The sequence below is a fragment of the Paenibacillus gorillae genome (assembly GCF_000513275.1).
Classification (GTDB): Bacteria; Bacillota; Bacilli; order Paenibacillales; family Paenibacillaceae; genus Pristimantibacillus; species Pristimantibacillus gorillae.
The window spans coordinates 55,797-80,213 of sequence record NZ_CBVJ010000067.1; the positions used below are offsets into that span (position 1 = coordinate 55,797).

Consider the following 24,417-nt stretch of genomic DNA (forward strand, 5'->3'; position numbering starts at 1 on the left):
CTTCCCTCCGTATGTACAACATATTAAATGAACTCCTGCTTCTAGATGACGCAATAGCCGCAGCTTATGTTGCAATTCAGCCTAATAATCCAAATGAAAGAGGGTGCCTCTTAAGCCTATGGCTCTGGAGACACCCTCTGATTCATTCAAGCATTAATTCTGCAATGCTCTTAGTATAATGGCCACCGCTTCAGCACGAGTCGTGTTGCCTTGAGGCTTCACTGTACCGTCTGTATAGCCGCTGACAATTCCCTTCTCGGCAGCTGCCGCAAGCGCTGCTCTAGCCCATTGCGATACTTTGGAGCTGTCCTTGAAAGTAATGCTCTTCTCTGCTGCTGCAATACCTGCTGCGCGTACGACGATTGCCGCAACCTGCTCGCGGGTAATCCACTCGTCCGGGCCGAACGTATTGTCACTATAACCATTCACGATGCCAAGCGACGCAGCCGTCGCGATAGCGTCTTTTGCCCAATGCGTTTTGGTATCGGTGAACCCTTTGCCTGCCGAGCCCTGCAAATTAAAGGCTTTCGTAATAATGGTAACGAATTCCGCTCTTGTAATTTTGTTATTCGGCTTGAACGTATCGTTCGGATAGCCTGTAATTGCACCGAGCGCTACTAATTCATTAATGCCTGACTCCGCCCAGTGCCCTTTCGTATCGGTAAATGTCACGGTTGGCTGAGGTTTCGACTCTTGCTTATCCGACATCAGTATTGCGAATTTGGTGAAATGGGTTACCGTTCCGGACACTTTTCCGTTCACTTGATCCACTTGAATATTATCCAATGAGATCCATTGTTTCGTGTCTTCGTTAAACCAGTACAAGCCCAAATCCGATTTCGATAAATTGATTTTCGACTTGTCATAATTAAGTGTAATCGTAACCGGCTTAGCAAAGCTGCCTGCTTTGTTTTTGATAATCTCGTAAACTTCGCCCAGCAATTTCAGCTTGCCGTCAGCAAACAGGCTGGAGGTGTTGCTCACCTTCGTTACTGTAATCTCGAAGCCAGCGTCAAGGGCGCCAGCCGGAACTTGAATGCCCGCTCCATTCACGGACAAGTAACCGCCCGCCGAAGGAATATTCCCGGAAGTGGCCGGGGTGGACGACGGCGTTGGTGTTGCCGATGGCGTTGGTGTTGCGGACGGTGTCGGTGTTGCCGACGGCGTTGGTGTTGCTGACGGTGTCGGTGTTGCTGACGGTGTCGGTGTTGCCGACGAAGCTTTGTTCACCGTCACCATATAGGTTTTTGTAGAACCATTGCGCGCTGTAACGATAAACGGAATTTCATTTTGCCCTTCGGACAATTGGAAGGACTGGCTGGTGCCGCTAGTGTAGGGGCTGCCTTTCGCCGTAACAGCCGCTTTAGCATCGCTTGCCTTCGCTGTAACGGCGATAGCATTAACTGTTGAATCAACCGACACATTGTAGCTGGATACAGCCGGATTGAAGGACGGATTCAGCGTACCTGTATCTACAGACAGTGAATCAAGTGTCGATACGTCGACCAGCTTCCCTGCCTGCATATCACTCTTAACAAGTGCAAAGTCGGCCACAATCTGATGCGAATAGTCTTCCGCCGCATTAATAATAAAGTTCTCAAGCTCGCTCCACACCGGAACGATGTCGGTTACAAAGCGGTCTTCAAACTTGTAATTAAGCTCATCGGACACCTTGTTCAAGCGGGAACCCGCATAAGCGTATGCCTTAGCGGCATCAATCAAATATTGCTCCAGCTCCGCTTTGTTTTTGAAAGGCTTATCGGTGTAATCTCCCTTGAAAGGCGACACTTCCCGGACCAGGAATGAGGCATTCAACGCTTCCAATGCGCCCAGGTACGAATCCACATCGATCGACGTTTTCAGATATGCATCCTTCGATATGCTGGCATCCCGCGTCTGCGCCTTCACGTCAAGCAGGATATCATCGGTATTGGCGCCGCTTGGGCCTTCAATTAATACGTTGAACCGCATAACGCCGATACTGCCAATGCCTTGATGGATACGGCGCACAATATCTTTAATTGTAAAATATTGATTGAATTGTTCATCGCTCAGATTCGGAAACTGGCCTCTGACCTGCGCTTTATAAGCTTCCCAGCCCGCTGTCAGTGCGGAAATTTCCGTTTCTGTCGCAAGCTCAAACTTATCGGAATTGCCAGCGATATTCAATTTTCCGTTGAGCGCCCGTTTGCCCAGCAATTTTTGCAGCGCTTCGGCGTAAGACACTTTGGATACACCGTCCATCATGCTCTTCGTATAAGTCGTCACGTTGTTTTTCGTCAGCTTGGTTGCTTTCTTGCTGTTGTCGTTATGAATCTCGATCAGCGTATCTTTATACGTCTCGAGGAACGTTTGGGATACCTCCCGGAAATCAGAGTCCTGCAAGTTCACGATGCCAGAGCTGTCCTTATCGTATTTCACAACATAAATGCTCGTTACAAAACGAATCAGATCATCATAGAAGCTGCCAATTCCGGCGGAGTCCACATCATTCAGACTGAACACCATCTCGCCGGTGCTGTCGTTGAAAGACCCTACGTTTTGAATATGGGCATCGCCTTGTGTATACACCTGAATGTCCTTATCCTTCCACCCGTCAATTAAAGATTCCGGAGACGGGATAAGTTTGCTGGCTTGGTCCGCTTTAAATAAAGTGTTAGTACCGCGCAGAAACGTATATTCATTTGCTCCCATTGCACTGCTGCTGTATTTGTACTCTTTCGTAACGGCATCATTAAAGAATGTATTGTCCCCAATAATGCTTTGCACTACGGCTTGCTTCCGTGCTTCATCCGTAAGAAGCGGCTGGCTGTAACGAAGCAGGCTGATTCCAATCGGGTCAGAAGTCAGGAAGCCGTTTTCCTGTACAGCGCCCGGATTCAAAATGATCGTAAGCGGTACCGTCTTCATGACAGCAGAGTCGGCCGTGCCTGAGATGGAGATCGTAATGGAATTGCCGCTGCTATCCCCCTCTGCCGAGATGCTCCAGTTGCCTGCCGGCAATCCCGATACGAGATAGTCATCCGCATCCAGCTCACCGTTCACAGCCGTTCCAGCTGTTACATTCAGCTTAATGACAGCGTTCAAAGCCTTAGCACCGCTCATGCGGATTGCCGGCGAGGACGCATCCGGAGCAGCAGCAATGATATTAGACGGTGTGTATTTAACCAAGCTTAACGTATTCGTCTTCTGGTAAACACCGACCGGTCCTGACGGCGCGTTGACTTGATCCCAGGCCCCCGGATTAATATCGACCGTCAGGTTAGTGTCGGTATCCACGTTCTGCGAGCTTTGCCCCGCTACCGTAATCTCAATATCCGATCCGTTAGCACTAGCTGTCGCAGTCAGGCCTGCTGGCAGACCATTTACCGTAAAATCGCCTGCTGCCCATCCCCCTTGCTTCACAAGGCCATTGAATGCAGTCAAGTAGAGATTGTTATTCGCGGGATCTACAGTAGAGCCTGTGTTCATTCGAATGCTTTGGCTCTCTCCCAAAACGACGTATGCAGCAGAATTGGCGGAATTATGAGGAACCCCTGTGTTTACTTTCTCAAAATCCTTGCCATTATTCTTCGTATCCCAGTTGTGCCCGCGATTCGGGAACGCTAATGCCGTTGTGTTCTTGGCAGGGTCGAGCGGGTCGAATACGAGCCGCTGCATCGTATTCGACTTGCCGGCTTGCTTGGCCGGGCTGCCCCAATAAGCATCCACTACAGGGTCGTAACCGACAAAGTCAATGATGTTGTCTTTCAATGCATCATTCGCAGGGTTATTCACGGTTAGAGGCTGAGTCGTATTGAGCAGCGCCAGCTTGCCGCTGTTATTGCCCAGTTTGAAGGAACCCGCCGCATCAGACACAGGCAGACTTCTCTGAACGATACCGTTGCTTCCCAAGGCTACCAAGTAATAGCCGTAAGCCGGAATGCTGTCTGTAGGCGTACCAAGAGCCGCAACTTTCCAAGTGTTTTGCCCGTTATCCGCAAACTGAATCGACCAGCCGTTTAACGATACCGGAGCTGCTGTCGGATTGAATAATTCTACGAAGTCATTGTCGTAAAGGTCGGCAGTATCATTGAGCTTCCCGCCGTAAAACTGGCTGATGACTACATTTTTGGCTAAATTGTCGGTATTAGCCGGTATTGCTGCAGCAGCATAACCTGTTCCTGCAAACTGCCATAGTACTTGAACGAACATCGCTATCGCAAGAACTGCCGCGACCCAGCGCTGATTAATCTTTTTCAAATGGATAAACCCCTCTCCAATCTAAACATTCAAGTCATTCTAGCAATGAAATGTCATAGGAAGGTTAAGAGCAAGTCATGCTAACATTAAAATTGATCCTATTAACCTGCTATTCATAGAATGGTTATCTGCAATGAGTTATTTCAGCACTGGCAGCATTCAAGCATTTACATAGTAGCCAAATAAGCGGTTTTCGTTGATGATACTAATCAAATCTTCACTTTAATCTAGATAATCAAATTTAAATTAACTTTATACGGTTAAATTTAAAGACATGTCGGAATATTACCGAAAATACAAAGGAGGACACCCAGCTATGGATCCTATTGATAAACAAATTCTGTTTCATCTTCAAAATCAAGCGAGAATGTCGATGACAGAGCTCGGCAAATGTGTAAATCTATCGCAGCCTGCTGTAACCGAACGAGTAAAGCGAATGGAAGAGAAGGGCATTATCGAGCAGTACCGTACAATCATTTCGAATGAAAAAACAGGAAAGCATACCACTGCATTTATGCTTTTCCGGACAAGCGACTGCCACGCCTTTCTTGATTTTGTCCAAACCTCTCCCCATGTCATCGAGTGTCACCGCATCAGCGGCGAGCACAACTATTTAATGAAAGTCATTACAGAATCTAATCGCTCTCTTGAAGAGTTCGGCAATAGCTGCGATAAATACGGAACATATTCCATTCTGATTGCGATGTCTTCGCCTGTGGAATATAAAAATCCGATCTTCTCTCTCGATGAATAAACTCAATTACTCTCAATTAGTCTGCTTAGTAGTAAAGCCATATTTTTTGGACTGATACGTAATGAGCCAAGCGGCCAGGATGAGAATGAGCAGCACCCATGGAAATGAACGAACATTCATTACTCCGAGTAATAATGCGCCGGTCAGGCCGCCCGCTCCAATAGCCAGATTCCATGATGTAACCAGCATCGATTGCGCGATATCTGCGCTATCGCCGGCGGCTTCTGCTATGGCCGTCTGCAGCAAAGTTCCCGCTCCGCCAAATGTCAATCCCCATACGGCAACCGCTAAATAAATGAACAACGGCTGATTGCTGCCTATACCAAACAACAGGGAGGCCAAGGCGAAGCCGGCAAGGCTGATCAAGACCAATGAACGCTGCTGCCGGTCGATATACATGCCAACAATCCAAATGCCGGCGATCGATGTAACGCCGAATATAAGCAGAATCAGGTCGACTCGCCCGGCGAGTCCAACCCCAGCAAGATAAGGGGCGATGTAGGTATACAAAATATTATGAGCAAGCACCCAGATCAGAACGACAGCGAGTACGGGCCGAACTCCTTTTATAAGGAAAACTTTAGGAAGCGGCAGCCTTTTCTCCGCTAACTGTCCTGCAAAGTCCGGCATTTTCCAAATGATCCAAGCTACCAGCAGCAAGGTGAGCAGCGACATTACACCAAACGCAGCACGCCAGCCCGTCATCGTTCCAAGCAGTGTTCCTGCCGGAACGCCAAGCGCCATGGCAACCGGAGCACCAACCATCGCAACAGCCATCGCCCGGCCTTTAAGCACATCCGGCACCATCCGCCGCGCATAGCCCGCTGCCATTCCCCACAGTACGCCGCCGCACACGCCCGCAAAAAAACGGGCAATCAGCATCATCGTGATCGTAGATGATAATGCCGTTGCACTATTAAATAGAAAGAAGCCCATCATAATCGTTAGCAGAAGCGGTTTTCTCCGCCAGCCTCGTGTTGCTGTAGTTAGAGGGATCGCAGCCGCCACGGAACCAATCGCATACAAGGTAACCAGCTGCCCAGCCATCCCCTCCGAGACAGCCAAGCCTTCACTTATCTGCGGCAATAGGCCAGCAGGAATCGTTTCGGTGAAAATACAGATGAAGGCGGCCATAGCTAAAGCAAGTAATGCTGCCCAGGGAAGGCGGCCAGTGTCCGCATTAGCAGCGGCCGTCCCCGAAATTCCAGTACTATTTGATATATTCATTTGAAGCAGCTCCTATACATGAGTAGTGGATCGGTGCACCCGGCATCCAAGAAAGCCTTCGCTTTGCTTGAGTCTAAGTGTACAAAATGGAGTTGCCATTTTACAGTTGGTAATAAAGGCAAATGAGAATAAAAACTTATAATTTTACTTATTAATAGGTCTTTCTCCATTGATTTATAAGCAGCATAAAAGCGAAACGGCCGCCCCCGGTTAATATCCGGGAGCGGCCGCAGCTTTTCATAAAGATTGGATTATTTGTCTGCCTCCAATACATTCAAAATCATCGTAATCGCTTCAGCTCTAGTTGCCTTAGCATTGGGAGCAAACGTGTTGTCTTCTTTGCCTTTAACAATATCCGCTGCCTTTATCGCATAGACCGCGCTTTTCGCCCAAGCTGGTATGTCACTATCATCTGCGAAGCCCGTTGTCTCCACGTCAGCAAGCTTCACTCCGCTTGCCCGGGCAATCATCACTGCAAGCTCCGCGCGAGTTACGCTCGCCGAAGGGCGGAAGCTCCCGTCATTATAGCCAGTTATGATGCCGGCTTGCAGCGCTTTCGCGATCGCCTCTTGCGACCAGGCGCCAATCTGGCTGCCATCGGCGAAGCTCAGCTCTCCGCCGCTTCCATCAAGCTTCAGTCCGTTCATTAGCATCACAACGAACTCTGCACGGGTCACGACTGCATTAGGCTTGAATGTGCCGTCCGTGTACCCCTTAACGATGCCAAGCTTCACAGCCTCCTCAATGTTGGCTTGCGCCCAGTGGCCGCTCACATCGGTAAACTTTGCAGCTTCGGCACCTGTATCGCCCGGCTTATTGCTGCCGTTGTTATTGCCATTGCTATTGTTATTACCTGTTCCACCGTTGTTCCCGCCAGTTTGGCCGCCATTGTTGCCGCCGGTGCCGCCACCATTGTTGCCACCGTTGTTGCCGCCATTATTGCCGCCGTTGTTACCACCGTTTTCGCCGCCGTTGTTACCACCGTTTTCACCGCCGTTGTTGCCGCCGTTTTCACCGCCGGTGCCTCCGCCTTCATTAGGATCGGCTGCCTTTAACGTGTAGACGTTGAAATCATATACGCTAGCGCCGTTACCGTTGGAATCCGTTACACTCAACCGGACATAGCGGGCCGATACGGCCGCTGTCTTGCGGTCTTCATTTACTTGCTGCGTAGTTGCTGTGCTCGTCTTATCCGCATAAGTAGTCCAACTGAATCCGTCTGTCGAATATTCAATCTTGTATTTGTAGCCCGTATTCAGCTCAAATCTCGTGTTGACACCGGTAATATCATAAGCGCTGCCGAGATCAACTTTCAGCCATTGCGGCACGGTTAAGCCTTCCTGCTGCGCCCATCTGGTCGCAGGATCACCATCAACCGCGTAAAAAGGACTTTTACTTTGCGAGGAAGCACTAACCGCTTTGCTTAACGCAATATCGATTTCTGTACCGCCAGCCTCTGTTACGGTTACCTCGAGATTACGATTGTCGCCGGCACTGAATTCGAATGCCAGCGTGCTTTTCCCCTCACCTAGAGTAGACAGGTAGGAGCGAAGAATCGTCACTTCATTGCCTGAAACCGTATAGTCCACGTTTGGCTTCAGATAGAGCATCCGATTTTTAATGCCTGACAGCGTATTGCCTTGAAGATCCAATCCAACCGTAATGTCCGACTGCTTGCTTGGCGTCTTATTGAATGCAGCAGCCGTTTTATCAATCGTTGAATTCGGCGTCACCGGCGTACCGAATACGCTAAATTCAAAGATACTTGGTCCCAGGCTGTAAAACGCCTTGATACGCATATATCTTGCCGTTACGGGACTTGCCGAATTATCATGATACGTTTGCTGCGTCGTCGTGCTTGCCGTACGATCGGCATAGGTGCTCCAGCTTTGCCCGTCGAGGGAAGACTCGATTTTGTATTTATATCCGCTGGTCAATTCGAACATTGTCGTAACGGATTTAATATTGTATACGCCCTGCAGGTCAACCATGAGCCAGCCTTCCGTATTCCAGATCCCTTCCTGCTGCGCCCATCTTGTGTTACTGTTCCCGTCTACTGCAAGGGCAGGATCAAAGCTTTGCGAAGAAGCTGTCACCGGCTTGTTCAACGCCACATTGACGGAGCCGTCATCATCAATCACGTTGACCTTCAACTCGGGATCTGCACCCGCTGCAAAATCGAAAGTTAGCCTGTTTTCCCCAGCCGGCAGTGTTTGGAGATAGGATTTATAGATTAATACCTGATCCCAGAACAGCGTGTAGTCTTGATCCGGCACCAAATCTGCTGTACCATTTTTAATTCCGTTCAGCGTTCCGCCGTTCATGACCATCTTGACCTGAATATCACTTTGTCTTAACGGATTTTTATCGAAGGTGACTTCATCCTTCAGAATTAAAGAGTTGGCTTCCGGCGGCGTGCCGCCTGCTCCCGGATATACGCTGAATTCATAGATGCTGCCGCCCCAATCATGGGTCATCGTAATTCGCATATAGCGTGCCATGACGGCGTTCACGTCATTATTCGTCTGCTGAGTTGTCGCAGCAGCCATCTTATCGGCATACAGCGACCAGTTCTCCCCGTCCTCCGAATATTCGATTTTATACTTATAGCCCGAGTTCAGCTCAAACATCGTGCTCGTAGATGCAACGGAATAGACATCTCCCAAATCTACGGTCAGCCATTGCGGATCGGTTCTGCCCTCTTCCTGCGCCCATCTCGTTCCCGTATCGCCGTCAACGGCAAATGCAGGATCTTTGCTTTGCGATAAAGCCGTTACCGGTTTTTTCAAAGCCAGATTGACAGGCTCTGTCGGCAGCGGCAGAGAAGCTTTACCCGGCCCTGCAGCAGCGATAATGTCCTGCGCTTCTTGCGGCCAATTATTGCCGGACACGCTAATGTTTCCATAAGCCGTGCTGGAAGGATTGACGCCGCCGAAGTCCACGTTGTAATAGTTGTAGCGAATAATATTGTCATGCGCCGAGCCGGAGAAGCCATGCTCCGTATTATCGATCACATTGCGCTCCACCATCCTGTAGCTCGTCTCACCATCCAAGTAGACGCCCATGATATGATTCCAGGCCGCATACGGGCCTTGCCGCATATTTTTAATATAGTTGTGGTAGATATTCGATTTGCCGTCCATCCGGCCCAGTGTGTAGATACCCCCGCCGTCCTGAACCAGTCTTACCCCATCATGAATATAGTTGTTATGCACCTGATTATTCGTCATGCCATGGTAGGTATCCGCCCAGTTCCATCCGATACTAATGCCTGAGTATGGCAGATTGCTGATCTCGTTATGCGCAATCGTCATGTTCTGGGGCAGCATAGCTCCAATTCCGACCATATCGCCATAATCAAGACCTACATGATCGATCGTATTATGGGTAATGGTATCATATTGGCTTTGACCGTCAGGCAGTGTATACGTCGGGTCTTGTCCTTCGTTGTCATCCCATAGATCTCCGACAATGCCCATCGCGATCCCGCCCCCGGCATTATCACTAAGATGGTTCCAAGTAATCAGGGTGTGATCCGTACCCTCGTACCCCATAATGCCCCAGCTTCCCGCATAGCGGAATGCATTGTTCTGGATCGTAATATGGCTCGTATACTTCAGCTCCAGCATCGCCCGGGAGGCTGTGTAACGCGCAGTGTTTCGAATCTCGCTGTTATTGCCCCCGGTCACCGACTGATAGCGGAAGCCGGCCTGCACATCTACATAACCGTAGTTTGAAGGCGCCAGCCAATTACTGTGCATAAATTGAATGCCCGAGAAGGTAATGTTATGCACTTTGTCGCCCGCGCTGCCCTCCAGCTTCACGACAGTCTCCAGCTTAGGCGCGATGATTCGAGTCGTATTCATCGTCTCATTACTTCTAGGCTTGTAATAAACCGTCTCTTCAGCCGTATCGAGGTACCATTCTCCTTCTGCATCCAGCAAGGATAAAGCATTTTCAAAAAAGTATGGCGAATTTCCTTGACCATGATGATTATAAGAGAAACCGCTTTCAGGAAACTTGAAATCAACCTGACCGGTCGTTGTATTCATGCTGTCGATGCGGCCGCGTACTTGGCTCCAGCTTTGCAGAATAACCATTTCTGCGGAGGTGCCGTTTAACTGTTCTCCCCAAGCGCGCTCATCATCACCAATCACATACGGATATTCCCCGTTTTTCGCTCTGTAATAAGGGCCTTTGACAACATCATCAGTCAGATTGGGCTGACGGGCCCGTACACCCCGGTCCTCGCCGGTATACAGCTGCCGGAAATTCCAGTCTACGCCTGTCTTCTTATAAATGTTCTGATTGCTGTCATACAGCTCCCAGCCTGTGCTAATGTCCACTCCGCCGCTAATGACAGGCGTTGCACCGTCGTCCGCCGTATAAATGACATTGTATCCGTTATTGCCGGAATCCAGGCTGTCAAAGGTCAGCGTGTCATTCAAGAAGTACTCGCCGTCTTGCAAATAAACATAAATATCATCCGTCATCGCCTGGTTGACTGCCCGTACTGCCTGCTTTGCTTTTTCAATCGTTCGAAACGGCGCTTCAGCCGTCCCGCTGTTCGTATCGTCGCCAAGCGGCGATACGTAAAAGCTTTGTGGTGCTGCGGCATGAGCGCGCGGAGCTGCACCTGATAGCGATAAGCTTGTAAATACCAGGATTAGAGATAATAGCAATGCCAGCTTACTTTTCATCGAATTATGCCTCCTATGCTTCTTATCGTTTTGTGATTCCAATTCTTGCAGCGTCACAGCCAGCGCAGGCAGGATCACCCCCTCTCCCGCACCGGCCATCCCCGCTGCTAACTTCAGCATTCCGCCCCCTTTCCAGAGAGTATGAAACCTGTTATCCCTTTATCGAGCCTTCCGTTAGTCCTGCAATGAATTGACGCTGCATGAACAGATAGAGCAGGAAGATCGGTGCAGAGGCCAGTACCACCAATGCAAACACATCCTCCCAGTTCGTGCTGTACTGCCCGACAGCCTGGAAGATACCAGTCGTCACCGTATAGCTCTTGGTTGAGCCCAAGATGATGACCGGATTGATAAAGTCATTCCAAATCCACAGACATAGGAAAATGACTGCCGAGGCTGTTGCCGGACGCAGCAGCGGGAATAATATTTTCCAGAAAATCGTGAACTGGCTCGCGCCGTCAATCTTCGCAGATTCGTCTAGCTCCCGTGACAGTGTGCGGATAAATCCAACGAATATAAAGACGGTAAACGGCACATAGAATCCGATGTTGTAAAGAATCAACCCTTGCGGCGTGAACATTAGTCCGAGCTTCGCCAGCACCTTCACTAGCGGAATTAGAATAACTTGCGGCGGGATCATGAGCCCCGACAGAAGCAGCAGATAGCATACCGACAGGAAACGGTTGCTCACGCGGGCAAATACGAATGACATCATCGAGCAGAGCACAATTAGCAGCACCACCGACACCGATGTAATCAATATAGACGTGCCGTACGCTTTGAAAATATTAAACGAAGGCGTGACTGCCGATCGGATAAAATTGTCTACCGTCAGCCGGACTAGCGGCAGTGAGAAAGGATTGTCCAGTATATCCGCCTTCGTCTTGAATGCGTTGACCGCTGCAATATAGAACGGGACGAGCAGCAATAGCGACAACGGCATGAGGAATAGGTGTCTGAGATAGTTTGTGAGATTTCTCCTCATAGCAGCTTCTCCTCCCTTCTCCGCAAGTAGACTGTCAAGCATACCGACAGCAGGCTTACAATGATGAGCATGTATACCGCCAGACTTGCTGAGTAGCTCAGCCGATTCGCGCCAAAGCCTACCTTGACCACTTGATAGGCGATCGTCTCCGTCGCACCAGCCGGACCGCCGTAAGTAAGTACGGCAACACGGTCGTACTCCCGCATGGAGCCTGTGAACATAAAGATAATGCTCATTGTAAAAGCAGGCGCCAGCATCGGAAACGTAATATGTCTGAACTGCTGCCAGCGGTTGGCCCCGTCGATTCGAACCGCCTCATAGAGGCTTCCCGGAATCGATTGCAGACCTGCAAGATAAATAACAATGATAAAGCCGGTAGACTGCCAGATCGCAAGGAATGTAATCGTTAATACCGCGAGATTCGGATTGCCGAAAAACTCGATCCGCTCCGCGCCAAGCTGCTCCAGCAAATTGTTAAGCAAGCCGTTATAGCTTAATATGCTTTTCCAAATAAAGCCGACCGACACCGTGCTGAGCAGCAGCGGGAAGAAGAAGACGGAACGGTAGAAATTCGTCATCCGGCCTTTTTTATTCAACAGAACCGCAAAAGCGATACCTAGTACATTCACGAAGAAAGTAGAGACGACCGCAATAAATAGAGTAACCAGCAATGCACGCCTAAAGCCTTTATCCTGAAAAGCTTCCGTGTAATTACTCAGCCCGGCAAATTGATAGGAGGGGCTGATGCCGTCCCAATTGTAGAACGAATAATAGACCAACAGAATAATAGGGATCAGAAGAAATGCGAAATAAATAAGAATGCCTGGTGAGAACATTAATGCATAAGACCATCGATCCTTGTTAAGCAAATCGTACCACCGCCTTAATGATGCCATTGGGAAAGGGGCGAAGCGCTTTGCCCGCCCCTTCTGCAAGCAGCTTTATTTGTTATGTTTATCCCAATATTCGTCGAGTGACTGCATACCCTTCTCGACATCCATGTCGCCGAGCATCATGTTTTGCGCCACCTTGTTGTATTGATCCTGAATGCCTGCAACAGGCACTCTGCCAACCTTATTGTTCATGTGACCAACCATCGGAGGGTTGTTGAGCAGCAGCTCGTAAATTTCCGTCTGCAGCGGAGACATCTCCCATTTGAGCGGCTCCTTCAAGTTGGAGAACAAGGCATCGGCTTGCAGATAGCCTTTATGCGCTTCCGGATCAAGCATCATGAACTTGGCGAATTTCAGCGCAGCTTCCGGGTTCTTGCTGTTCTTGGCAACCGCGTAGCCGCCTGCATTTTCCCCGCCTAGCAAATATTGCGTACCATCCTTGGTTGGTGTTGCGAATACGCCTACTTCAAAGTCCTTCTGAGCAACGGCTTCAGCTGCGCTGAACCACGAGCCCATCGGATACATCGCGCCTTTGCCCTTCAGAAACTCCTGCTCAACAGCCGTGTAATCGATGCTCAAAGCGCCTTTATTGAAATAACCCTTTTCAATCAGATTGCTGTAATAGGCTGCTGCTTCCTTCCAGTTCGCATCGGTGAATTTCACTTTGTTGTCGAAGCGGTCGGCGTACCAGGTTTTATTATCTTTATAGATCGTTGGCGACGTCATAACCGAGAAAGTGAATCCGGCTGTCCAATCACCTGCCGTCAGCAGCGGTGTAATGTTCTTCGCTTTCAACTTCTCAGCAGCTGCTTCCAGCTCAGCCCAAGACTTCGGCGTGGACGTAATGCCCGCTTCCGCAAACAGCTTCTTATTGTAGAAAATAAGCGATTGCGGCTGTCTAATTGCCGAAATATTGTACAGCTTGCCGTCAATCATCTCTGCCTCGTAGTTGTTAATCTTCTTAATGTCGTCATCGATTGGAATTTCCAGCAGCGCATCCGCATCTACGAACATTTGGATCGTAGCGTTCTGAACGACGTCCGGGAAGTCACCGGATGCAAGCAGCGTTTTGAGATAGCTGTCCGGGTTTCCTTCATTCGCCGGAGGCTGAATGCGTTTCACTTTAATGCCCGGGTTAGCGCTTTCAAACTTCTTAATCAAATTATCGTAATACTCGACTGTCAGGTTTGGCGTAATCCAGGATTGAAACACGATCTCTACATCTTTAGCCGCCGGTTCTGGATCCGTTCCCTTCTCTCCAGTGCTGCTATTATTGGTTTTGCCGCCGCAAGCCGCCAATACCGCAGCCAGCATAATCACCATACATAATGCGAACCACTTTTTCATTTCGACCACCTCTTCGTCTCGTTTAGTATTCTCGAATCTATTATAGGAAGATGTCGTTACATGCCGCCACAGCATAAATTCCACTTTCACTAGAGCAATTAAACTTCTTTTTGCGGAAGAAGCCCGGCAATGATGAATAGTTTTTAACAGGTTCTTCCAAACCTGCGCTGTCCATTTGCCGATGCTAGAGTAAAAACCATATTTTAACTGGAGAAACTGTATCTGAACGCCTCCGAGCAGTTGACAGCGCTTTATTTTTGCTCCTAAAATGACGTAAGATCAACAGCGAAGGAGTCGGCTTCATGTGGATAAAAAAGCTGTACCGTGAATGGGTCGGCAGATTTATATTTCGCAAGTTGAATATCGGTATTGGCGCTGCACTGCTCGTCATTTTTTTGCTGCTGGGCCTCGTCGTCTACAACAACTTCTACTCTATACTGGAAAAGAAAGAGTTGGAGCTATTAACCTTTCGCACAGAGAAGCTGAAAATTTTAATGACCGATATGATGGAACGGTTCAAATACGATTCGATGAGCCTCTATCAGAACGGCAATATGCAGACGAGCGTGTACGAGCTGTTCCTGCCCGAAAATATTCCGGACGTGACGGAAGACAGGAAAGCGCTTTCGGAACAAAATTACATTAAAAACGTAATGACGCATATGCTCTCCCGCAATCCTTATATTTCATCCGTGATGATGTACCGTGTGCAGGATAAACGATTGTTTATGGAGTCACAGCAGCAAAAGTACCGGACTCATCTTTCGTTTCCGTATGAACCGTTTTTCGAAGCCTTTCCGAAGCTTTACCGGCATCCTTATTTCGGAAGCTCGGATCAGCTGCTGGCGCCTGAAGACCCTATGTTATATATCGTCAATCCGATCTATAATCCAACAAGCATTCACCCCGACCGGGTGTACGGCTATTATCTCGTTACATTAAATACACGCACGATTGCGAACGAGTTCGATACTCAAAGCCTGGACTATCGCCTCATTATTAAGCAGAAGGATAATGTGCTGCTGGACAGCAGGCCGGAGGAGCCGTCCGCTTGGGATCATTCCAATGATCTCATCTCCCGGCTCTCTATTGATAAGTACGAACTCGATATTATCGGTATCAGCTATAAATCCAATCTGCAGAGTAAACTTTCAGACATCGCTTTCCGCATTTTTATGATACTGGGGTTAAGCTGGCTTGTCTGCATCGTCATCATTCATGTCATTCAGAGGTTTATTGTCGGGCGTTTCAATCTGATGAGCAAGCATTTCAAAAAGGTGCAGCGCAATCCCTTCGCCCCGTTAATGCCTGTGAGCGGCGAAGATGAAATTAGCGATTTGATGCTTCGCTTCAACCGGATGGCGCAAGAGCTGCAAAATCATATCAGCCAGGTGTATATAGCTGAAATTCGTAAGCGAAACGCCGAATTTATCGCTTTGAAGACGCAGATTCATCCTCATTTTCTATACAATACATTGGAATCGCTGCGTATGCAGGCCGTAATTAGCGACCAGCCGTTTCTGGCAGAGAAGCTCTATCATCTGGGGCGGCTCTACCGCTGGATGCTGCAGCCTACCGATGATCTCATATCGGTGCAGGAGGAGCTTGCGCATACCAACTACTACTTGGAGCTGCTGATGTTAGGAAAGTCCAACGTCATCGAGCTTCAAGTAACGGCAGAGCTTAATCTGGAAAACTGCTTTATGCTCAAATTCACCCTGCAGCCGGTTATTGAAAATGCAATCCAGCACGGCCAGTTGGAGCAGTACGAGGAGCCTGTCATTCATGTGGCAATAAAGAGAGAGTCTGAGCTGCTCATTATCGAAATTCATAACAACGGCAAGCCGATGACAGCCGAGGAATACGACCGCTTGCAGCAGCTGCTGCAGACGGAAAACACATTCCCGGAGCAGCATTTGGGGCTGAAAAACATTCATGAGCGCATCAAGCATTTTTACGGCAATGAGTATGGCTTGTCACTTCCCGCTAAGCAATCGGGCGATCAGCCGTTTCGATTATTTATGATTTTCCCCTATAAACGTTAGCCAACTTACATAAGGAGGCAGGATTCCGATGACCCGGCTATTAATTGTTGATGACGATCAATATATTCGAGAAGGCTTAAAGCGATTAATTAATTGGGAAGAGCTGAATGTGACACATTTATCGGAGGCGGAGGGCGCTTATGAAGCGCTGGAGCTCATGGAGGCGAATCGCTCCCATATTGTGCTGACCGACATTCGTATGCCGAAGGGCGACGGTCTGCATCTAATCGAGCAGATTAGGCTGCGCAACTGGAAAACCTCAATTGTCGTGCTGAGCGGTTACAATGAATACGCCTATGTGCGGCAGGCGATGAAATATCAGGTCGAGGATTACCTGCTGAAGCCTATCGATGCCTCAGAGCTTACTCAAATTATCGCCTCCTGCACCGAACGGTTTCAGGGGCAATATATCGAAGAGCAAATGCAGCGTGAATCATTCCTGTTGCTGAAAAATAACATTTTGCTGCGCTGGGCGCAAAATCGGATTCAATATGACCAGCTCCGGGATAAGCTGAAATTTCTGCAATTGCCTCTTCTAATGAATGAGCGGTACCAAATTTGTATCATCGATTGGCATGACCGGCAAGAGAGCGAGCTGACGCAAAGCGAGGAGCAGTACCGCTCCTTCGCTATTCTGAATAGTGTCGAGGAAGCGCTTCAGGAAAGCGGCCGCGGCATCGCTTTTCTCAATGAGCATAGGCAAATCATTGTCTTGTTCACCGACGAGAGTCAGCAGGATGCCGATTGCTTCAGTGCCGGCAATAACAGCTGGATGGCCGATCTCTCCGAACGGTATCGCGCAATCTTGAAGACGCCTTGGAGCAATTATTTCGGGAAGGTGACCTGCCTGCCAAATAAGCTTCATGAATCGTATGAGGAAGCACTGGCGCAATGCAGCAGCCAACCAGTTGGGGATAATCATGGAGAGATAAGCGTGATCTCTCAGAATCCCATTACGAGACAGGTCGAACGGTATGTACAGGAACACTACAGCGAGGAGCTCTCGCTTCAGCTGCTGTCTATCCAGTTCAACGTGAACAACGTTTATTTGGGCCGGTTGTTTAAGAAGGAAACGGGACAGTTTTTCAACGATTATATTAACCGCGTCAGGCTGGATCATGCGAAGAAGATGCTGGCTGTTACACCTCTAAAAGCGTCGGAAATCGCAACGGCGGTCGGCTTCCTCGACCCCAACTATTTTTTCCGAAAATTCAAGCAGGTGCATGGGATCTCGCCGTCTGACTATCGGCTGGCTATTAGTGGAGCTGAATCGTAGATGCGGGATGGCTGCTGTGCGCGGGGTCGCTGCGCGTTTTGGCTCATGCTGCTATTCTTGATTCCATAGTCTCATCGCTATCACGATGATTATGGATAGAATCTGCAAAAACCAGCTAATACTTGTCAAGTCATTCGTATTGGTCATTAGCACTTTTGCTGGTATACTCTTTTTAAGCATGACAAATAACCTTCATTGGCGTGAAGGTTATGGGTAAATATGGGTACTTAGGTTCGATAGGGCTGGCACTTACTGAGGATGGCATAGATGTGATGGAGAAGCTTGTTGGCGCAAGCGATCACAACCACCTTGTAGGGCTTGCCCTCTTCTCTTTTCTTTTTGTAGTACTCCTGAATTCTCGAATTCGCACTTTTTCGAATGGCGCACTGCACCGCTAAATACAAAGCACGACGCAGCCTCTTAGACCCACGCTTTGTAATCCGTAAACTCGTTGCCGTAAATTTACCTGAGCTGAATATGGCAGGATCTAGACCTGCGAAAGCAACAAGCTTCTTCGGATCATTAAACTGTCGTACGTCCCCGATCTCAGCGACGATTACTGCGGCTAGTTTGTCTCCAATGCCTGGTATGCTTTTCACCAACGCTACCTCAGGTAGACGTAATGCTATTTCGGTCATTTGCTCCTCTAGTTCACTTAGTTGCTCAGAAAACGATAGCAGCAAAGCGACCATACCCTGGAGAATAACAGTCTGGGATCGACTTTTCGGCTGCTCGTTCCAGTGAATGAGAGCTTCCTCGAGTCGTTCCACTTTCTCTTTTACCCACCGCTTGGAATGTGATCTTCCTGCGTTCAATTTAATTACTTCGCCATGCCCTCCAACACAACCTTCCAAACAATGAGCCAGCACCTTTAAAGAGGTGACAGAGTATAGATTGCTAAAGATCTTTTCATAGGCTGGAAATACTTGATCCAACAACGATCTCATATTTAATTTCGCTTGCACGAACAAACCCGTTATAAATTCATGGTGCCGGGTCATATGCTGAAGCTCCGTATAGGTCTCATTCCATCTGCGATGCGGCATTACATCGCCTCGGTAGTACATCTCCGCTAAATGCCAGGCATCCGCAGCATCCGTCTTTACCTTACGTAAATGTGTCCCTTTTGCTCGTTTCGCTTGCAACGGATTAACGATGAAGTATGTCCATCCACTGCGCTCTAGATAATCAGTAAGACCACGATGATAATGTCCGGTTGCTTCAAGTACGACGATGGGGTCGCTTGCTGTCTCTGCCTTTAATTGAGCCAGAAGTTCGTTTAAACGATCAAATCCATCTTCTTTGTGCGAGATGCTCTCCAATTTCCCGTACGGCACATTCCGTGTCAAAAAGGCTTGAATCACGCTACTTCCTTTTGCAACGTCCACACCTACTACTCGCTCCATAACAACCTCCTACAATAATTTGCCGGCAATCCTACGATGGCTCCAAACCCATAGCTTCGCTTGTGATACGAGGTCAAATGCCCCAACCAGCCCAAACATGGTCATTGGAGGTAGTAGGAGAACAGTTTTTGCAACGGGTTCGTTGACCCTAGTCAGCCTGCGTTCTCCCGGCTACCGCCATCATAAAACAGCCATAAAAATAGGCCAACCAGAAATCTCTGGTTGACCTAATAATACGAAAATCAGCCTGAGCTCAAAACGCTCCACTCACCCCAGTCAACTAGGCTATAGGGCTGCAACGAATCAAAATGTAAAAGTGCAGTTTGTTTGCCGCTTTATCGTCGATTTTGAGCTTCAAAATGCAAATGTGCAGTTTGATTGGCCTAAAAAGCCCCTATAACGTGAAATCGAGCGATTTCAACTGCACTTTTGCATTTTGAAGGCGATTTTGGGCCGTTTAGGCCTGATCAACCTGCACTTTTACATTTTGTTTAGTGAGCGAGGCTAGCCCAGGTATCGTATGAGAGTCAGGTCTAGGGTAACGCAAGAATAAGGTTGGATTATGGAGTTCTTTAAGCGATTGGATGAGCACCGGCATACGATTCAACGATTCCTCAGGCGTTCTGCCCGCCTATTTGCCGATAATATCAGCCCTTCCAAACCCGAACACTTTAGGAGTAGAAATGTCCTGTCCGTTGCCCTACTGTGATGTCTTTCCCCCCAGTTCGAACCTAAGGCAGCATCATTGTATAAAAAATAACCGCTCCCCGGCGGAATGCCGGGAAGCGGTTCTAATCTTAAGCCTTCAACTCCAGCATAACAGGCACATGCGGCTCCAGCTTGAGCTCGATCGCGCCGTCCTTCACGGTATAATCGTAAAGGAGTTCTTTGCCGTTTTTCGTAAGGCGGTATACTGAGTAATCGGCTGCCAGCCAGCTCTCCGGCAGCGGCCATGTCCGGGTGACGCCATGTCTGCTGTACGCATAGATCCGGTTATCCATCGGAATGAAGCGGTCGTGATTGTCCGCGATGACCAGCGGTCCCCATGTGACGGCAAGCTGCTCATTCTTTTTATCGATCTGCACGGTAACGCCATCTCCGAACCGCATTATTACGCTGTTCTCCTCTTCCCGCATCTCCACCATTTCTCTTTCCAAGTAGAAGCGGTACAGCATGGAACCAAGATAAATAATATCGACAACCTGATTCCAGTTATCATGGAAGGCCGTCGATTGCACCATCTCGCCTTCAAGGCGGGTAGGCTCGCCCCGGTACAAAATATCGGCATCGATGGAGGCGCCTTTGCCCCATGCCACTGCGTTCAGATCGACGCTGCCGCCGCCGACAATTTTCCCATGATACAATTGCGAAGGAGAAAAGTGCCAATATGCGCTGAAAACTCCGCTGTCTTCGATCGGCATGCCGTTCTGGCCCTCGGTCGACACGTCGATCCCTCTCTCGTTGAAATAGGCAATAATCGGCTTCATGCCGCAAATGAGTTCTTCCAACGGTCCGATATAACCCTCTTCATCCCAGCTATCATTCGTATTTCTGAACGCATCCAGATGCACCGTCTTCTCCACGGGCACAAGCTCCAGAAATTGCTTCAGCCGGTCAAATGCATGACCGCTCTCCACATCCTTCGTATGAGAAATATGGTACACCCGATGCTCCAAATCCAGCCATACGCGCGCCGCTCCATCCGGATCACGGCTCAGATTAGCCGGATTCCAATCCGGTGAATCCTCATAAGCATCATCAACGTTAATATGATAGCTGATCGTACAATTATATTGCTCTTTAGCGGTTTGAATAAGCTCCAGCAGCTCCTCGCGGGCTCTGTCCGGATTGACGGCCAGCTTAGGGTTAATAACATTGAGCGAAGGATACCCCGTATCATGCCCGTCGAATTGCCAGCCGACCAAGTAGACGATTTGCGGGACGCCTCCGGTAATATGATGAATTTGGCGGATGATGTCCAGCGTTTCCTGGAACGTCGTAAGTACGCCGCGTTTTCTTTCCGCACAAAACACTTTATACCAGATTGCTTCTTTATAGATAGGATTAGCATCCGGGAACTTCCGATTCAGCCATAGCTGATAATCGCATTCATCCGCCTTGCCGTCGCCGTTGCTGTCCGTCAGAAAAACGACGCTCATCTCCAGCGGCTCCATCACCCCATTGCGGACCCGATATTGGTACGTATTGGGCCCAACAGCATAAGCATCCGCCCGGCCCTTATACTTGCCGCTGCCTGAAGCCTCGCTCAGAAGCGGAATAACGGGATAATTAGTATGAACGAAGCAGCAAAGCTCATCATTGAACAAGCAAGTATGCATCGTTGGTACGACAGCTAGATCCGGAACCGAATCACTAATAAGCTCCTTGATCTGTCTGCGGTCGTACAATCCCCGGCCTCCGGTCGGAATCAATCGCCAGCTCTTGGCATGAATCTCCGTTCGGGCATAGGAATAACTGCTATCGTCGCAGGCAAGCAGAGGCTGATTCATCCAATCGATCGTCTGCAGCCACCGGGAACGGTCCTCCGCCACTTTTAACGTGACCCGTACCTCATTCTGCTCCAGCTGATAGTTCACAGAAATCTCCAGATCAAACTCTCTCAATCTCATCTGATAAGAAACCGCTGCGCTGCGCGGATCATGTTCAGCAGCAATCTCCCATTGCTCCCATGCAACCGTATTTCCGTTCAATGCCCATTTGCCGTCAGGGCCGCTGCCGTTCATCGTTTCCCCTGTCTTTTTATGCAAATATTGCTTTACCCCCGGCCAGTCATACAGCTCTACTCTTAGATCCTCATTCTCCAAAATATACATGCGATATCCTCCTTCTAACAGCAAAGGAGAGGGCAGCGCCCAACTCTCCGCCCTCTCCTTTACTATTTCTGTACTATTAGTTCGCAAGCTTTGCTTTATTGTCCGCGTATTGCTTCGTGTATTCGCTCTCCAGCTTTGCAATGCCGATGCTATCCGCGACACTCATCATATCGCTGTAGATGGAATCAAACTCCGTCTCCGATTTCGCGAATACAAGCTTAGTCAAATAATCAGCCCGAAGCGTATTGATTTTTGCTTCAATAACGCCCACTTCACTTGTGCTGTCGATCGTGAAGTTGAATTCAGGGAAAAACTTCATTTTCGGAGACATCAGCTTATCATAAGCTAATTTGTCCGGGTCCTGCGGATTCCAGAAAACGGTATTCGATACGGCCCAGTTCGCTACCAGCATAATGGGCTCGCCCATTCCCGCTTGCTTCCATGAACCGCTCCAATCCTTGCTGAGCTCATCGTTGAAGCCGGTCGTAAAGCTTGGTTTGCCTTGCGGGAAATAGTTATTCGGAACCGATTGGTCATAATAGAAATGAGGTCCGCTTTCCAGACTTTTAAAATCATCCTTGCCTGCCCCTTCTACACCGAAGAAAAAGTCAGCCTGGCCTTCTTTTGATGCCGCATATTCCAGCAGTTTAATCGTACGCTCCGGGTTTTTGTTGCTTTTCGGAATAACGAGCGCCATCCAGCCCTTCGGAATCGTCGGATACATATAGGTCGAGAATGGCGACAGCATTTCAAAGCTTGTGTTCGGATTGTCCTTTGGCGCCGCATTGTTTTTGGCAGCCGAGTTTTGAGCCGATACGATAACCGAGCCCGCCGCAACCTTCTGCGCAGTAACCTCGCCAGTGTTAACGAAGGATTCTTTTGTAAGCAAGCCTTTGCTCGCCATCGCATTCGCGAATTTAATCATTTCCTTGTACTGCGGGTTATGAAGCTTATGCTGAACTTTGTCACCGTTTACATAATAGTCTTCAATTCCGAATTGCGGCAAAAACCAGCCCAAGTCTTTCGAATGCTGTCCTTTATCGCCTAAATACGGAATTTTGTCGGGATGATTTTTGGCCATTTGCTGGAGCGCGTCCAGAAATTTCTCCGGAGTCGAAGTGTCAGGCCGGCCGATTTCATCATAGTAATCCTTCCGGACTACGAATTGCGGCAGCCATACCGGCGCCAGTCCGCCATTGGCCTTCGCTTCCTCTAAATATTTTTTCGTCTGATAGCCGGAAATGAGCTTGTAGGTTTTGCCGTCTTTCTCTTTAAAGTTGGTCAGCAATTCCTCGCCGTATTGCTCGTCCAGTATTTTACGAAGATTAGGTGCATATTTGTCGATCAGCTCATCCATCGAATACAAATAATCGCCATCGATTAGTTGATTGAGCATTTTATTTTCTTTATCAACCACCAGCAAATCCGGCAAGCTGTTGCTTGCGATCATCAATGAAATATCTTTGCCGTCGCCGTCATCCTGAACCGGCTTCTTCACGTTAAAGCTGATGCCCGTCTTGGCTGTAATCCGTTTCGCACCCGCTCCAGTCCAGTCGCTGTACCAAGAGCGGTCGGAATAAAGATCGAGCGTAATCGCGCCTTCGCTGTTTTCCCCATTCGTCCCGGGCGATGTGCTAGGACTAGTGTTATCGTTGTTTTTGTTTGCACATCCCGCCAGCATGGCAACCAGCAGACTAGCGATTAATAACGCCGGAATTGATTTTTTCATAAAAAACTACCTCCCCTATGTTTTTATATCCAAAAGGTCCGTAAACGATAGACCTTATGATACCCTATTTAAGCTTTGATAGCCCCAACCATCATGCCCTGAACGAAATACTTTTGAATGAATGGGTAGACGATTGTGATTGGCAATACCGTGACGATTAACGTCGCGTACTTAATAGCAAGCAAGGTCGACAGCGGATCGGTCCGCATATTCGGCGGCAGGTTCTGCATGTTGTCGATAATAGCCGTATCGGATAACATTCGGACGATAATCGTCGGCAGCGTCCATAGCTGCTGGTTGGATACAAAGTAGGCAGAGCTGAACCAGTCATTCCAGTGATTGACCGCTACGAACAAAGCGACGGTAGCAAGAACCGGCTTCGACAATGGCAAAATGATTCGTGTGAAAATATAAAAGTCACCCGCACCGTCCACCTTCGCCGACTCTTCCAGCTCTTTCGGCATTTGCCGGAAGAAGGCCATGAACAACAAAGCGTTAAAAATATTGAACAAGGACGGAATAATATACACCCAGAAGGAATTGAGCAGATGCACCTTTTGCAGCAGCAAGTAATTCGGAATCAATCCGCCGCTCACATACATCGTAACTAGACCCACTAAAGAATAGGCTTTTCTGTACAGCAGTCGGTCCTTGGACAGCGCGTATGCTCCCATTGCAGTGAACAATACGCCCGTAACCGTACCGATAAGCGTGCGGGCAACTGTTACGAGAAAGGAATTCAATAGCTGATCATCCAGAAAAATGACACTGTAGTTAGACAAGGTGAACTGCCGCGGGAACAGGTACAGCTGGCCGCTGGCCGCATCCACCGGGTCATTCAATGAGTAAATGAGCAAATAATAAAGCGGGTAAAAGGTTGCTGCAAAAGCGATTAAACCAACGATTATTACGGTAACGTTCACGATCTTGTCTTCTCGCGTCAGCTTTATAGGTGAACGCATCGCAGTCACTCCCATCA

The 24,417-nt window shown here is 48.7% G+C and carries 13 protein-coding genes; 3 read left to right on the forward strand and 10 right to left on the reverse strand.

Annotation, left to right across the window (positions count from 1 at the left end; translation table 11 throughout):
* Positions 1-153: 153 nt before the first annotated feature.
* Positions 154-4,242 (reverse strand): S-layer homology domain-containing protein, encoded by a 4,089-nt coding sequence (locus tag TY10_RS11170; protein ID WP_042163274.1) that lies wholly within the window; start codon positions 4,240-4,242, stop codon positions 154-156.
* Positions 4,243-4,558: 316 nt separating this feature from the next.
* On the opposite strand from TY10_RS11170, the gene TY10_RS11175 reads away from it, so the two are divergent.
* Positions 4,559-4,996, forward strand: coding sequence for an Lrp/AsnC family transcriptional regulator (locus tag TY10_RS11175; protein WP_042163276.1), 438 nt, complete (start codon positions 4,559-4,561; stop codon positions 4,994-4,996).
* Positions 4,997-5,008: 12 nt separating this feature from the next.
* Here TY10_RS11175 and TY10_RS11180 read toward each other — a convergent pair whose 3' ends face one another.
* The 5 genes from TY10_RS11180 to TY10_RS11200 form a co-directional block, all read right to left on the reverse strand.
* Positions 5,009-6,223 carry an MFS transporter gene (locus TY10_RS11180; protein ID WP_042163277.1) on the reverse strand — a complete coding sequence of 405 codons (1,215 nt, stop codon included), beginning with the start codon at positions 6,221-6,223 and terminating at the stop codon, positions 5,009-5,011.
* 251 nt (positions 6,224-6,474) lie between these two features.
* Positions 6,475-11,043: a discoidin domain-containing protein gene (locus TY10_RS11185; protein WP_042163279.1), complete on the reverse strand. Its 4,569-nt coding sequence runs from the start codon at positions 11,041-11,043 to the stop codon at positions 6,475-6,477.
* Between the two features lie 31 nt (positions 11,044-11,074).
* On the reverse strand, positions 11,075-11,908 hold the full coding sequence (locus TY10_RS11190; RefSeq protein WP_063510435.1) for a carbohydrate ABC transporter permease: 834 nt from the start codon (positions 11,906-11,908) through the stop codon (positions 11,075-11,077).
* Positions 11,905-12,777 carry a carbohydrate ABC transporter permease gene (locus TY10_RS11195; protein WP_052350490.1) on the reverse strand — a complete coding sequence of 291 codons (873 nt, stop codon included), beginning with the start codon at positions 12,775-12,777 and terminating at the stop codon, positions 11,905-11,907. Before TY10_RS11195 ends, TY10_RS11190 begins: the two co-directional genes overlap by 4 nt.
* A 72-nt stretch (positions 12,778-12,849) precedes the next feature.
* Positions 12,850-14,148 (reverse strand): ABC transporter substrate-binding protein, encoded by a 1,299-nt coding sequence (locus TY10_RS11200; protein WP_042163285.1) that lies wholly within the window; start codon positions 14,146-14,148, stop codon positions 12,850-12,852.
* A 302-nt stretch (positions 14,149-14,450) separates the two neighbouring features.
* Here TY10_RS11200 and TY10_RS11205 point away from each other — a divergent pair, with 302 nt between their 5' ends.
* Together TY10_RS11205 and TY10_RS11210 are read left to right on the forward strand one after the other, a co-directional pair.
* Positions 14,451-16,193, forward strand: coding sequence for a sensor histidine kinase (locus TY10_RS11205; RefSeq protein ID WP_042163286.1), 1,743 nt, complete (start codon positions 14,451-14,453; stop codon positions 16,191-16,193).
* A gap of 28 nt (positions 16,194-16,221) precedes the next feature.
* On the forward strand, positions 16,222-17,469 hold the full coding sequence (locus tag TY10_RS11210) for a response regulator (protein WP_042163288.1): 1,248 nt from the start codon (positions 16,222-16,224) through the stop codon (positions 17,467-17,469).
* 227 nt (positions 17,470-17,696) lie between these two features.
* Here TY10_RS11210 and TY10_RS11215 read toward each other — a convergent pair whose 3' ends face one another.
* From TY10_RS11215 to TY10_RS11230, 4 genes are all read right to left on the reverse strand, one after another.
* A complete protein-coding gene (locus tag TY10_RS11215; protein WP_042163290.1) occupies positions 17,697-18,875 on the reverse strand; it encodes an IS110 family RNA-guided transposase in 1,179 nt (392 codons plus the stop codon).
* Between the two features lie 797 nt (positions 18,876-19,672).
* Positions 19,673-21,709 (reverse strand): endo-alpha-N-acetylgalactosaminidase family protein, encoded by a 2,037-nt coding sequence (locus TY10_RS11220; protein WP_042163292.1) that lies wholly within the window; start codon positions 21,707-21,709, stop codon positions 19,673-19,675.
* A 76-nt stretch (positions 21,710-21,785) separates the two neighbouring features.
* On the reverse strand, positions 21,786-23,438 hold the full coding sequence (locus TY10_RS11225) for an extracellular solute-binding protein (protein WP_042163294.1): 1,653 nt from the start codon (positions 23,436-23,438) through the stop codon (positions 21,786-21,788).
* A 68-nt stretch (positions 23,439-23,506) separates the two neighbouring features.
* Positions 23,507-24,400, reverse strand: a complete 894-nt coding sequence (locus TY10_RS11230; protein ID WP_042163295.1) for a carbohydrate ABC transporter permease — start codon at positions 24,398-24,400, stop codon at positions 23,507-23,509.
* Positions 24,401-24,417 lie beyond the last annotated feature (17 nt).

Excerpts from the sequence above, each read along its gene's own strand:
- TY10_RS11175 (WP_042163276.1), top strand. The coding sequence starts at position 4,559 with ATGGATCCTATTGATAAACAAATTCTGTTTCATCTTCAAAATCAAGCG.
- TY10_RS11180 (WP_042163277.1), bottom strand. The coding sequence starts at position 6,223 with ATGAATATATCAAATAGTACTGGAATTTCGGGGACGGCCGCTGCTAAT.
- TY10_RS11185 (WP_042163279.1), bottom strand. The coding sequence starts at position 11,043 with ATGCTGAAGTTAGCAGCGGGGATGGCCGGTGCGGGAGAGGGGGTGATC.
- TY10_RS11190 (WP_063510435.1), bottom strand. The coding sequence starts at position 11,908 with ATGAGGAGAAATCTCACAAACTATCTCAGACACCTATTCCTCATGCCG.
- TY10_RS11200 (WP_042163285.1), bottom strand. The coding sequence starts at position 14,148 with ATGAAAAAGTGGTTCGCATTATGTATGGTGATTATGCTGGCTGCGGTA.
- TY10_RS11205 (WP_042163286.1), top strand. The coding sequence starts at position 14,451 with ATGTGGATAAAAAAGCTGTACCGTGAATGGGTCGGCAGATTTATATTT.
- TY10_RS11210 (WP_042163288.1), top strand. The coding sequence starts at position 16,222 with ATGACCCGGCTATTAATTGTTGATGACGATCAATATATTCGAGAAGGC.
- TY10_RS11215 (WP_042163290.1), bottom strand. The coding sequence starts at position 18,875 with ATGGAGCGAGTAGTAGGTGTGGACGTTGCAAAAGGAAGTAGCGTGATT.
- TY10_RS11220 (WP_042163292.1), bottom strand. The coding sequence starts at position 21,709 with ATGTATATTTTGGAGAATGAGGATCTAAGAGTAGAGCTGTATGACTGG.
- TY10_RS11225 (WP_042163294.1), bottom strand. The coding sequence starts at position 23,438 with ATGAAAAAATCAATTCCGGCGTTATTAATCGCTAGTCTGCTGGTTGCC.
- TY10_RS11230 (WP_042163295.1), bottom strand. The coding sequence starts at position 24,400 with ATGCGTTCACCTATAAAGCTGACGCGAGAAGACAAGATCGTGAACGTT.